The organism is Comamonas sp. HJ-2 (assembly GCF_053615495.1).
The window spans coordinates 23,038-35,104 of the sequence record NZ_JBSIFD010000004.1 but is presented as its reverse complement, the minus strand read 5'-3'; the positions used below and the strand labels follow the sequence as shown (position 1 = coordinate 35,104).

Below are 12,067 nucleotides of genomic sequence, written 5' to 3'. Positions count from 1 at the left end.
CCTCCATGTAGGCTCAGAACAGCGAGCCCTGGGCCTTGGCACGTATCAGGTCGGTCAGCAGCTCGTCGCGCGTGCGCTCCAGCTCCTCCTCGCGGCGCATGCCGCGCGCCTCTGCCACGCCCTGCACCACACTGTCCTTGAGCGCCTCTGTCATGGCTGGATTGCCAAGATCGCGCCACCAGCTTTCGATGGGGCCGCCCAGGTGCTCCAGCAGGTGCTGCATGCCGCCCTGTCCGCCAGACAGATGCAGGTTCATGAATGGCCCCATCAGCGCCCAGCGCAGGCCGGGGCCGTGGGCGATGGCCGTGTCGATGTCGCTGACGCTGGCCACCCCCTGGTCAACGAGGTGAAAGGCCTCGCGCCACAGCGCGGCCTGCAGGCGGTTGGCGATGTGGCCAGCGATCTCGCGCCGCACATGAATGGGGCGCTTGCCCAGTGCTGCGTAGAAGTCCATGGCGCGCTGGATGCTGTCTGGCGAGGTGGCATCGCCACCACCCACCTCCACCAGCGGAATCAGGTGGGGCGGATTGAAGGGATGGCCCAGAACCACGCGCTGCGGCGTCTTGCAGCGTGCCTGCATGCCGCTGACCGGCAGACCCGAACTGCTGCTGGCCAGCAGTACCCGGGGTGGTGTGGCCGCGTCCATGCGCGCATAGAGGTCAGCCTTGAAGTCGGCGCGCTCGGGGCCGCTTTCCTGCACGAAGTCGCAGCCGTCCAGCGCACGCTCAAGTGCGGCGTCGAAGCGCAGGCGTTCGGGCGAAGCTCCATCCACCAGCCCCATGCGTTGCATGGTCGGCCAGTGGCGCTGCACCGCTTCGCGCAGGCGCTGCTCGGCGCCGGGTGCGGGATCGGTGGCCGTCACATCCAGGCCGCGCGCCAGGAAGAACGCTGCCCAGCTGGCACCGATCACGCCGGTGCCGACCACGGCCACGTGCCGTATCACGGTTGCGGCCGCGCTCATGATGTCTTCCATTGCGCGCAGCGTGTCTCGGCGCGGGTAGTCCAGGCGGCCTCGCCACGGATGGTCTCGACCACCTTGTAGTAGTCCCAGGGCTCTCTGGATTCGGCTGGCGTCTTCACCTGCATCAGATGCATGTCATGCACCATCAGGCCGTCGGCACGCAGCCAGCCGTCCTTGACGAACATGTCGTTGAAACGGGTCTTCCTGAGCTGTTCCATCACCTTGGTGCCATCGTCCGTGCCCGCGGCCTGCACGGCCTTGAGGTACTGCAGCGTGGCGGAGTAGTCGCCCGCATGAAAGGAGGTGGGCATGCGCTTGTGCTTGTCGAAGAAGCGCCGCGCCCATGCGCTGGCCTCGGGGCTCTGGTTCCAGTACCAGCTGTCGGTCAGATACATGCCCTGTGCCGTCTTCAGGCCCAGGGCGTGTACGTCCTGAATGGTGATGATCATGCCCGCGAGCTTCATCTTCTGCGCCAGCCCGAATTCCGCCGCCGACTTGATGGCGTTGACCGTGTCGCCGCCTGCGTTGGCCAGGGCCAGTACATCGGGCTTGGCCGCCAGAGCCTGCAGCATGAAGGACGAGAAGTCGCTGGCGCCCAGCGGGTGCTTGACCGCACCGGCCACGTTGCCGCTGCCGGCTTCGAGCACCTTGGCGGCATCGGCCTGAAGCGCATTGCCGAAGGCATAGTCGGCCGTCACGAAGAACCAGCGCTTGCCGCCGCTCTTGAGCACGGCGCTGGCCGTTCCGCGCGCCATGGCCACCGTGTCGTAGGCATACATGACCGTGTAGGGCGAACACTGCTCGTTGGTGAGGCTGGAAGCACCCGAGCCGACCACGAAATAGGGCTTGCGCTTATCGCGCGCCACGCCCGCCATGGCAATGGCCGCGCCCGAGTTCACGCCACCGATCAGCATGTCGAAGCGCTCCACGTCGAACCATTGACGCGCCTTGGCTGCGGCGATGTCAGCCTTGTTCTGGTGGTCGGCCGCCACCAGCTCGATCTTCTTGCCGTTGATGGCTCCGCCCATGTCGGCGATGGCCATGCGTATGGCCTCTGCGCCTGCCGGCCCGTCGTAGTCGCGGTATACGCCCGACATATCGCTGATGAAGCCTATGCGTATCACATCGTCCGAAATCTGGGCTGCTGCCGTGGCCGCACCGGCCAGCGTCACGGCGCCCGCCAGGGCCTTGTATGTGAAGTTCATGATGCTGTCTCCTCGTTGTTTTGTGAGCTGTGCTGCGCCGTGCGCGGCTCAGGCAGCCTGTGCCATGGCGGCGGGCGCGAACGCGGGTCGCGGCATGCCACTGCGTTGCAGCCCCATGATCTGACGTGCTTCCTCGGGTGTGGCGGGCTCCATGTCGAGCTCGCGGATCAGGCGCACGATGCGCTCCGTCAGCTGCACATTGGTGGCCAGTTCGCCCTGGCGGTAGTAGAGGTTGTCCTCCAGGCCCACACGCGCATGGCCGCCCAGCAGCAGCGCAGCCACATTGGCCTCCAGCTGCGAGGGGCCGATGCCGCTGACGCAGAAGATGCTGTTGGCGGGCAGAACGTCCACCATCTGCTGCAGATAGCGCGGCGAGAACGGCATGGCGTTCTGGAAGTTGCGGTGGACATTCATCACCAGGTTGATGAAGTGCGGTGCGGCATCGTGGTCTTCCTCGATCAGCGTCGTCACGTCCTGCAGGATATGGGTGTGTGCGAAGACTTCCCACTCTGGCTTGATGCCGCGCGCCTTCATGCCTACGGCCAGCTCGCGGCCTCGGGACAGCGGCGTGTCCATGAGGATCTCGCGCCCTCCGAAGCTCAGGTTCAGCGTGGTCGCATCCAGCGTGCACATCTCGGCGCCTGCGTCCATGCCCTTGATGCGCTCCTCCCAGGCGATTTCCCAGCGCCCGCCCTGCAGCTCGCGCACCATGTCGCCGTGCACGCCACCACCCGTGGAGTTGTTGATCACGATGTCGCAGCCCGCAGCGCGGATGCGGGTGTTGATGTCGCGGTAGATGTCGGCATTGCAGGTGGCGCCGTCGTCGGGGCGGCGCGCATGGATGGCGGCCACGCTGGCGCCCGCATTGAAGCAGCGCACCACGTCCTCGGCGATTTCGTCCGGCTGGGTAGGGAGATGGGGGTTCTGCGATTTGTGGGCCATGCCGCCCGTGGGGGCAATGGTCACGATCACTTTGCGCTTGCTCATGGCGTCTCCTGATGCGTGGGGTTGGGTCGTCAGCTATTATTTTTTTCACCCCTGCACGAATCAGTCGTTGCGATGACATTTGACCTCGGGGTAAGTACGCAAGGAGCTTCACCATCGCCCGCCATCACCGCTCAACGGCCGCGGCCCGTCCCACCCTCGACGAACTGCTCTCCGGCTCGGCCTGGTTTCCCGTGCTCGACGTTGCCGTGCGCGAACGCGTGCGTGCGGAGATGCGCGAGGTGGACCTGCCCGCGGGCACTGCGCTGTGCCGTATGGGAGATGCGCCTCGGCACTGGTATGGCGCCATCGAAGGGCTGCTCAAATGGTCGGTGAGCAGCGCCGACGGCCGCTCTGTCACGCTGGGCGGCTTGTCGGTGGGCAGCTGGTTCGGCGAGGGAACGGTGCTGCGCGGAGTGGCGCGCACGGCGGACGTGATCGCTCTGCGCGACAGCCGCGTGGCCTTGATGCCCGCCGAGGTCTTTGAATGGCTGCGCGGCAGCGAGCGCAGCTTCGAAGCCTTTTTGCTGCGTCAGATCAACGAGCGCATGCACTGGTTCCTGGGCAACTTTGCGGCCCACCATCTGCTCGATACCGACAGTCAGGTGGCGCGCGCACTGGTGGGCCTGTTCCACCCCTGGCTGCATCCGGGCAGCGACCCGCGCCTGCGGGTGTCCCAGGAGGAGATTGCCAACCTCTCTGGCCTGTCGCGCCAGCGCTGCAACGCAGCGCTGCGGCGCCTGGCGGCGGCGGGCCTGATAGAGATCGAATACGGCGGCATCACCGTCATCGACCTGCCGCGGCTGCGATCACGCGTGCTCGCCGCGGCGTCGTTTTAGCGGCCAGATTCGCTCTGCGTCACGTTGCTCTCGCCGTGCTCATGGTAGGCAGCGATGGCGTCCATCAGTTCCTGCAGCTGGACCGATACCTGCTGTTCCTCGCGCACCAGCATATAGCGGGGGCGCACTGCCCAGGCGTCGGTCAGCGGCACGCGGCAGACGCGCGGCAGGCCGCGGTAGCGCTGGGCCACGGTCTCGGGCACCACGGCCACGCCCACGCCTGCCGCGACCATGCGGCACATCGAGTCGAAGCTGGACAACTGTATGCGCAGCTTCAGCGTGGTGCCCAGTTGCTGGCTCAGCCGCTCCAGAAAGGTCTGCAGCGTGCTGCCACGGTGCATGCCCACAAAGCGCTCGTGCAGCACATCGGCAAAGGCCACGCTGCTCATGTCCGCCCAGCGCGCGGTGTCGGGGGTCACCAGCACCAGCCGGTCGGTGCTGAAATGCAGCACGCGCAGGCCGTGCGTGTCCACCTCGCCGGCCACGATGCCCAGGTCGGCGCGGCCGTCGCGGATGTCGGCGGCAATGCCGGCATTGGGGCGCTCCTGCAGGTCCACGCTGATGTGCGGGTGCTGGGTGAGGTAGGCCGCAAGTATGTCGGGCATGAACTCCGTCACGGCCGTGGTGTTGGCGAATACGCGCACATGGCCGCGCAGGCCCGCGCCGTACTCCTGCAGGTCGGCTTGCAATTGCTGCGAATGCTGCAGCATGGCGCGCGCATGGTGCAAAAAGGCCTCGCCGGGTGCCGACAGCTTTACCCCTCTAGCCTCTCGTATCAGCAAAGGCATGCCGGCCTGCTCCTCCAGTGCCTTGACACGTGCGCTGGTGGCTGCAAGCGATAGGTGAGACTGTTCGGACGCCCTTGTCAGGCTTCCTGTCTGTGCTATCAAAACAAAGAGTCTTAAATCCTTGAGATCGAATTGCATGGCGGCTCATGGTTTATACCAATCAAGTCAAGGCTTCGGAAAAACAAAAGGCTTGATTCCAATATCAGAGATTGTGCACAGAGCTGGCGCCAGCGAGCATAGGGCTATCAACCCCAAAAGAGGAGACAGTCGCCGTGCCAGTCCGATCAGCCCCGCCCTCCACTCCATCGGTATCGCGCCGCAGCCTCTGCGCCGGCGCCCTGCTGACCCTGGGCCTGCCGACCTGGGCGCAGACCTCCTATCCCGCCCGCCCCATCGTGCTGGTGGTGCCCCAGGCAGCGGGCGGAACCAATGACATCGTGGGCCGCATCGTGGCACAGAAACTGGGCGAGAAGCTGTCCGTGGGCGCGGTGGTCGAGAACCGCCCCGGTGCGGGTGGCAACATCGGTACCCAGGCCGTGGCGAAGGCCGCCAGGGACGGCCATACATTGCTGATGACCATCAGCAGCAGCCAGGCCATCAATCCCGCACTCTACAAGTCGCCGGGCTTCGATCCCGTGGGCGACTTCACGCCGGTGAGCATGATCGGCTCCGTGCCCAATGTGCTGCTGGCCCATCCATCATTTCCTGCCCGGACTGTTCCCGAGCTGCTGGCCCTGGCCAGGTCCAAGCCCGGCGAGTTGCAATATGCATCGGCAGGCAACGGTACGCTCAACCACCTGCTGGGCGAGATGCTTAACCAGATGGCCGGCGTGCAGCTGCAGCATGTCCCCTACAAGGGCGTGGCGCCGGCACTTAACGATGTGCTGGGCGGGCAGCTGCCGCTGCTGTTCGGCAGCCTGCCGTCCACGCTGCAGTACATCAAGTCGGGCAAGCTGCGGGCACTGGCGGTCAGCAGCGCAGCGCGCTCGCCCTTGCTGCCCGACGTGCCATCGCTGGGTGAGTTCGTGCCCGGCTACAACGGCACGCTGTGGATTGCCCTGTTCGCGCCGCGCGGCCTGCCGCCTGCGGTGATGAGCCGGCTGCGCGAAGGCATGCAGCAGGCCATGGCGGACAAGGACATGCGCGCCCAGTTGCAGGCTCAGGGCGTGGAGCTTGCGGGCACGCCAGAGCGTCAAGTCACGCCTGACGAGCTGGCTGCCGTTCTCAAGCAGGACATCGCCAAATGGGCGCATATCGTGAAGACCTCCGGCGCCACGGTGAACTGAATCTCTTCCAGCACTTCCATCCATGCACCCGAACACTGTCCAGATCGACGCAGCCACCCTGACCAAGCTCCAGTCTTGGCAGGAGCGCAGCGAGACCATGTCCGACGTCATCACCGCAGCTCCGCTGCGTGCCCTCTCGGCCACGCTGGATCGTGACGATCCCGTGCCTGAGGATGGCTCAGCCGTGCCTGCGCTATGGCACTGGCTGTATTTCCTGCCGCATGCGCGCCAGAGCGAGATCGGCCCCGACGGGCATCCCCGGCGCGGCGGCTTCCTGCCGCCCGTGCCGCTGCCGCGCCGCATGTGGGCGGGCGGACGGCTGCGCTGGGAGACAGACAATCCGCTGCGCCTGGGGCAGGAGGTGCAGCGTGTCTCCACCATCCGCAGCGTGCAGCACAAGACCGGACGCTCGGGCGAGCTGCTGTTCGTGCTGGTGGAGCACCGTTTCTCGAACCAGGACGGTCTGGCGCTGACCGAAGAGCACGACATCGTCTACCGGGCCGCTGCAAGGCCCGGCGATCCGGTGCCGCCACCGCAGCAGCCGCCGCTCGCGGGCCAGGCTGCCTGGTCGCGCAGCATCGTGCCCGATGACGTTCTGCTGTTCCGCTACTCGGCGCTGACCTTCAACGGTCACCGCATCCACTACGACCGCCGGTACGTGACCCAGGTCGAGGGCTACCCGGGCCTGATCGTGCATGGTCCGCTGATTGCCACGCTGCTGCTCGATCTGCTGCGCCGCCAGCTGCCCGGCGCCAGGGTGGTCGCGTTCGACTTCAAGGCCTTGCGACCGACCTTCGACCTGCATCCTTTCAGCGTGCACGGAAAGCCGCGCGATGACGGCAGGACCATCGACCTGTGGGCGCAGGACCACGAAGGGCTTCTGACCATGCAGGCCACGGTCACAGTGGCTTGAAGACTGAAACCCATAGCCGATAGCGCTTGCCGGACAAGCGTTTGTCGCCAGAAGGCTTGAAATGATCGAACACACCAGCTCCAACCACCACCATGAGATCCGCGATGCCATCCGTGCGCTGTGTGCGCAGTTCCCCGACGAGTATTTCCGCAAGATCGACGAGCAGCGCGTCTACCCCGAAGCCTTTGTCAACGCGCTCACGAACGCAGGCTGGCTGGCCGCGCTGATTCCGCAGGAGTACGGCGGCAGCGGCCTGGGCCTGACCGAGGCCAGCGTCATCATGGAGGAGATCAACCGCTGCGGCGGCAACTCGGGCGCCTGCCACGGCCAGATGTATAACATGGGCACGCTGCTGCGCCATGGCTCGCAGGCGCAGAAGGAGAAATACCTGCCGCGCATCGCCTCGGGCGAATGGCGGCTGCAGTCCATGGGTGTCACAGAGCCCACCACGGGCACGGACACCACCAAGATCAAGACCAGCGCCGTGAAGAAGGACGGGCGCTATGTGATCAACGGCCAGAAGGTCTGGATCAGCCGCATCCAGCACAGCGACTTCATGATCTTGCTGGCGCGCACCACACCGCTGGCAGAAGTGAAGAAGAAAAGTGAGGGCATGTCCATCTTCATGGTCGATCTGCGCGAGGCCGAGAAGAAGGGCATGACCGTGCGCCCCATCCTCAATATGGTCAACCACGAGACCAACGAGCTGTTCTTCGAGGATCTGGAAATTCCCGAGGAGAACCTGATCGGCGAGGAAGGCAAGGGCTTCAAGTACATCCTCGACGGGCTGAACGCCGAACGCACACTGATTGCGGCCGAGTGCATAGGCGACGGCTACTGGTTTCTGGACCGTGTGACGAACTACGTGAAGGACCGCCAGGTGTTCGGCCGTCCCATAGGTCAGAACCAGGGCGTGCAGTTCCCGATCGCCGATGCCTTCATCGAGGTCGAGGCCGCCAATCTCATGCGCTGGAAGGCCTGCGAACTGTTCGACGCGCGAGAGTCCATGGGCGCTCAGGCCAATATGGCCAAGTATCTTGCGGCCAAGGCCAGCTGGGAGGCCGCCAATGCCTGCATCCAGTTCCACGGTGGCTTCGGCTTTGCCTGCGAGTACGACGTGGAGCGCAAGTTCCGCGAAACCCGCCTCTATCAGGTGGCGCCGATCTCCACCAACCTGATCTATTCCTATGTGGCCGAGCACATCCTCGGGCTGCCCCGCTCGTTTTGATGTGCGACACCCCCCTGAGGCGCTGCGCGCCTTCCCCCTGAAAGGGGGACGACAGCCCGCTGCGGGGCGGTGCGGCCGGCCCAGGCCCTTGCTTGCTGACCCTGGCTTTGAGCGCGCCAGTTGTTCGGGTCGTGAGTTTCGCCAAAGTGCAATGGATTTCCAAGATGAAAAAACATAGTCTTCGCCCCCTCGACGGCATCACCGTGGTCTCGCTGGAACATGCGGTGGCTGCGCCTTTCTGCACCCGCCAGCTAGCCGATCTGGGCGCGCGCGTGATCAAGGTGGAGCGTCCGGGAAATGGCGATTTCGCGCGCGGCTACGACCAGCGCGTCAACGGCCAGTCCTCGCACTTCACCTGGATCAACCGCAGCAAGCAAAGCCTGGAGCTCGATCTCAAGCGGCCCGACGCACTCGAGGCGCTGATGCAACTGCTCGAAGGCGCCGACGTGCTGGTGCAGAACCTGGCGCCCGGCGCGGCCGCGCGCATGGGTCTGTCCTGGGAGGTGCTGAAGGCCCACAATCCCAAGCTCATCGTCTGCGACATCAGCGGCTATGGCGCCGACGGTCCCTACCGCGACAAGAAGGCCTACGACCTGCTGATCCAGAGCGAGGCGGGGTTTCTATCGGTCACGGGTACGCCCGAGGTGCCGTCCAAGGCAGGTATCTCGGTGGCCGACATCGCGGCCGGCATGTACGCCTACACCAACATCCTGTCGGCCCTGCTGCTGCGCGGCCGCACGGGTGAGGGGAGCCATATCGATGTCTCCATGCTGGAGGCGCTGGGCGAGTGGATGGGTTACCCCATGTACTACGCCTGGGAGGGCGCGCCGCCGCCGCCGCGCACGGGCGCATCGCATGCCAGCATCTACCCCTATGGCCCCTTCGAGGCGGGCGACGGCGGCACGGTGATGCTGGGCCTGCAGAACGAGCGCGAATGGAAGCTTTTTTGCGAGCAGGTGCTGCTGCAGCCGGCACTGGCCAGCGATGCGCGCTTTGACAGCAATGCGCAGCGCAACGCCAACCGCGAGGAGCTGCGAGCGCTGATTCTGGATGTGTTCAACGCGCTGAATGCGGCCCAGGTCGTGCAGCGGCTGGACGCGGCCGGCATTGCCAATGCGCGAGTCAACGACATGGCCGGCCTGTGGGCCCATCCGCAGCTGGCCGCGCGTCAGCGCTGGTGCTGCGTGGGAACGCCGGCCGGGCCGGTGCAGGCACTGCTGCCGCCCGGTGCCAACAGCGCCTTTGACTACCGCATGGAGGCTGTGCCGTCCGTAGGCGAGCACAGCGAGGCCATCCTGGCCGAGCTGGGCTGGTCGGCCGAGCGCATCCGTGCTCTGTACGCCGAAGAAGCAACTCTGTGAAAGCTGTGCGCAGCGTATGCGCGGGAGTGATTCCATGAAGAACGAGACCCAAGTGAGCATTCATCCGCTGGCCCGGTTCGCGGCCACGCTGTGCTGGGAGGATGTCCCGCTGCAGGTGCAGCGCCGCGCCGAGGATCTGTGGGTGGACTGGTTCGGCTCCGCTCTCGCAGGCCAGAACGCGCGCCCCGTGCAGAGCATCACGCGCTTCGCGCTGTCCCAGGGCCCGGCCGCGGGCCCCTGCGAGATACTGGGCAGTGCCGCCACCAGTTCACCTTTGATGGCGGCCCAGGCCAACGCCGCTGCTTCGCATGTGGCCGAGCAGGACGATGTGCACAACGGCTCGGTGTTCCACCCTGCGGCCGTGGTCTTCCCGCCCGCGCTGGCGGTGGCGCAGAGCCTTGGTGCCAGCGGCGTCGAGCTTATGCAGGCCTGTGTGGCCGGCTATGAGGTCGGCATCCGGGTGGGCGAGTTTCTGGGCCGCAGCCACTACCGCATCTTCCACACTACGGCCACGGCCGGCACGCTGGCGGCGGCTGCCGCCGTGGGCCGTTTGCTCAAGCTGACGCCCGAGCAGATGCAGCATGCCTTCGGCTCGGCCGGCACCCAGTCGGCGGGGCTGTGGGAGTTTCTGCGCACAGGCGCCGACAGCAAGCAGCTGCACACGGCGCATGCTGCCTCAGCAGGACTGGCGGCCGCCTTCCTGGCGCAGGACGGCTTCACGGGCGCGCAGGACATCTTCACGGGGCCGCAGGGACTGGCGGCAGGCATGTCCACGGATGCCGACCCGGCACGGCTCAGCGACGGGCTGGGCACACGCTGGGCCACGGCCGAGACCTCGTTCAAATGGCATGCCTCATGCCGCCACACCCACCCGGCCGCCGATGCGCTGCTGCAGGTCATGCAGGACCATGACCTGACCCCCGCCGACCTGGCCCAGGTCACCTGTCATGTGCATCAGGGCGCCATCGATGTGCTCGGCCCCGTGGTCAGGCCGAGCACCGTGCACCAGAGCAAGTTCTCCATGGGCACCGTGCTGGCGCTGGCGGCGCGTCACGGCCATGCGGGGCTGACGGAGTTCGACCGCGACTATCTGGCACAGGAAACCGTGGCGCTGCGCGACAAGGTGAGCATGGAGCTTGATGCCGAGGTCGACGCTGCCTATCCCCAACGCTGGATAGGCAAGGTCAGCGTGCAGACCACGGATGGCCGTTTGCTCAAGGGCCGTGTCGACGAGCCCAAGGGCGACCCCGGCAACACGCTGTCGCGCGAGGAAATCACGGCCAAGGCGCTGCGGCTGATCGCCTACGGCGGCCATGTGCCCGCCGAGCACGCCCAGGCAGCGGTGGCAAGGCTGTGGCAGGTCGCGCAATGGCCGCGCGTGCGGCGTCTGCTGGACTGAGTTTTCCCGCCGGTCCAGGCCGGCGGATCCAAGGGAAAGGCGCCGTCACAGAGCGCCTCCCGCTTCCACCAAAGTGCACAGGAGACAAACCATGCAAAGCACAAACCCTTTCCGCCGCCGCCTTGTTCACGCAGCGGCCGCCGCCTGCGCGCTGGCGGCATGCGCCGGCGCCCAAGCCAGTTCCTGGCCCGAGAAGCCGGTTGTGCTTGTCGTTCCCTACAGTGCGGGCGGACCTACCGACGTGGTGGCGCGCCTGCTGGCCATCCCCATGGGGCAGGTGCTGGGCCAGAGCGTGCTGGTGGAAAATACCGTGGGAGCGGGCGGCACCATCGCACCGGCCCGCGTGGCCAAGGCCAAGGCGGACGGCTACACCATCCTCATCCACCACATGGGCATGGCCACGGCGCCGGCGCTGTACAAGAAACTGTCCTATGACCCGCTCAAGGACTTCGAGTACATCGGCCAGGTGCTGGACGTCCCCATGACCCTGCTGTCGCGCAAGGACTTCCCGGCCAGCAACTTCGCCGAGCTGCTGGACTACGTGAGGAAGAACCAGGACAAGGTCTCTCTGGCCAATGCCGGCATCGGTGCCGTGTCCCAGTTGTGCGGCATGCTGTTCATGCACCAGGCGGGCGTCAAGCTCACCACCGTGCCCTACAAGGGCGCGGGCCCCGCGATGAACGACCTCATGGGTGGTCAGGTGGACCTGCTGTGCGACCAGACCACCCAGACCGTGCCCGTGATCAAGGACGGTCAGCGCGCCAAGGTCTTCGGCGTGACCACACCTCAGCGCCTGTCGTCGCTGCCCAATATCCCGACGCTGGACGAGCAGGGCCTCAAGGGCTTTGACGTCAAGGTCTGGCACGGCATGTATGCGCCCAAGGGCACGCCCAAGGAGGTGGTCATGGCCATCAACAAGGCACTGAACGTGGCCATCAAGGACGAGAACGTCAGAAAGCGCATCGCCGAGCTCAGCTCCGACCTGGTATCGCCTGAGAAGGCCACGCCCGAAGGCCTGCGCACCCATCTGCAGGCCGAAGTGGTGCGTTGGAACAAGGTCATCAAGGCCGCCGGCGTTTCAGCCGAATAAGCCATTCTTCAAG

11 protein-coding genes are annotated in these 12,067 nt (G+C 65.9%); 7 read left to right on the top strand and 4 right to left on the bottom strand.

What is annotated here, in order from left to right; translation table 11 throughout:
- Window positions 1-13: 13 nt before the first annotated feature.
- Genes ACWGXF_RS04865 through ACWGXF_RS04855 form a run of 3 tightly spaced genes read right to left on the bottom strand, consistent with a single transcriptional unit; the run spans window position 14 to window position 3,153 of the window.
- Window positions 14-961 carry a 3-hydroxyacyl-CoA dehydrogenase NAD-binding domain-containing protein gene (locus ACWGXF_RS04865; RefSeq protein ID WP_452101719.1) on the bottom strand — a complete coding sequence of 316 codons (948 nt, stop codon included), beginning with the start codon at window positions 959-961 and terminating at the stop codon, window positions 14-16.
- Entirely contained in the window at window positions 958-2,166 is a 1,209-nt protein-coding gene (locus ACWGXF_RS04860) for an ABC transporter substrate-binding protein (protein WP_202788050.1), read from the bottom strand. The genes ACWGXF_RS04865 and ACWGXF_RS04860 overlap by 4 nt, the downstream gene beginning before the upstream one ends.
- A gap of 48 nt (window positions 2,167-2,214) precedes the next feature.
- Window positions 2,215-3,153: a BKACE family enzyme gene (locus tag ACWGXF_RS04855; protein WP_054073327.1), complete on the bottom strand. Its 939-nt coding sequence runs from the start codon at window positions 3,151-3,153 to the stop codon at window positions 2,215-2,217.
- Between the two features lie 191 nt (window positions 3,154-3,344).
- Here ACWGXF_RS04855 and ACWGXF_RS04850 point away from each other — a divergent pair, with 191 nt between their 5' ends.
- Complete coding sequence (locus ACWGXF_RS04850; RefSeq protein ID WP_240487497.1) at window positions 3,345-3,989, top strand: Crp/Fnr family transcriptional regulator; 645 nt, start codon at window positions 3,345-3,347, stop codon at window positions 3,987-3,989.
- Here the strand turns inward: ACWGXF_RS04850 and ACWGXF_RS04845 are convergent.
- Complete coding sequence (locus ACWGXF_RS04845) at window positions 3,986-4,915, bottom strand: LysR substrate-binding domain-containing protein (protein WP_012836702.1); 930 nt, start codon at window positions 4,913-4,915, stop codon at window positions 3,986-3,988. The two genes, ACWGXF_RS04850 and ACWGXF_RS04845, sit on opposite strands and share 4 nt — an antisense overlap.
- A 134-nt stretch (window positions 4,916-5,049) precedes the next feature.
- Between ACWGXF_RS04845 and ACWGXF_RS04840 the strand changes: the two genes are divergently transcribed.
- The 6 genes from ACWGXF_RS04840 (at window position 5,050) to ACWGXF_RS04815 (ending at window position 12,054) form a co-directional block, all read left to right on the top strand.
- Window positions 5,050-6,063 carry a Bug family tripartite tricarboxylate transporter substrate binding protein gene (locus tag ACWGXF_RS04840; protein ID WP_452101718.1) on the top strand — a complete coding sequence of 338 codons (1,014 nt, stop codon included), beginning with the start codon at window positions 5,050-5,052 and terminating at the stop codon, window positions 6,061-6,063.
- 22 nt (window positions 6,064-6,085) lie between these two features.
- Complete coding sequence (locus tag ACWGXF_RS04835; protein ID WP_452101717.1) at window positions 6,086-6,976, top strand: FAS1-like dehydratase domain-containing protein; 891 nt, start codon at window positions 6,086-6,088, stop codon at window positions 6,974-6,976.
- A 61-nt stretch (window positions 6,977-7,037) separates the two neighbouring features.
- Window positions 7,038-8,204, top strand: a complete 1,167-nt coding sequence (locus tag ACWGXF_RS04830) for an acyl-CoA dehydrogenase family protein (RefSeq protein WP_452101716.1) — start codon at window positions 7,038-7,040, stop codon at window positions 8,202-8,204.
- 164 nt (window positions 8,205-8,368) lie between these two features.
- Window positions 8,369-9,565 carry a CaiB/BaiF CoA transferase family protein gene (locus ACWGXF_RS04825; protein WP_054073453.1) on the top strand — a complete coding sequence of 399 codons (1,197 nt, stop codon included), beginning with the start codon at window positions 8,369-8,371 and terminating at the stop codon, window positions 9,563-9,565.
- Between the two features lie 34 nt (window positions 9,566-9,599).
- Window positions 9,600-10,964: an MmgE/PrpD family protein gene (locus ACWGXF_RS04820; protein WP_256629567.1), complete on the top strand. Its 1,365-nt coding sequence runs from the start codon at window positions 9,600-9,602 to the stop codon at window positions 10,962-10,964.
- Between the two features lie 91 nt (window positions 10,965-11,055).
- Window positions 11,056-12,054 (top strand): tripartite tricarboxylate transporter substrate binding protein BugD, encoded by a 999-nt coding sequence (locus ACWGXF_RS04815; protein WP_039049423.1) that lies wholly within the window; start codon window positions 11,056-11,058, stop codon window positions 12,052-12,054.
- Window positions 12,055-12,067 lie beyond the last annotated feature (13 nt).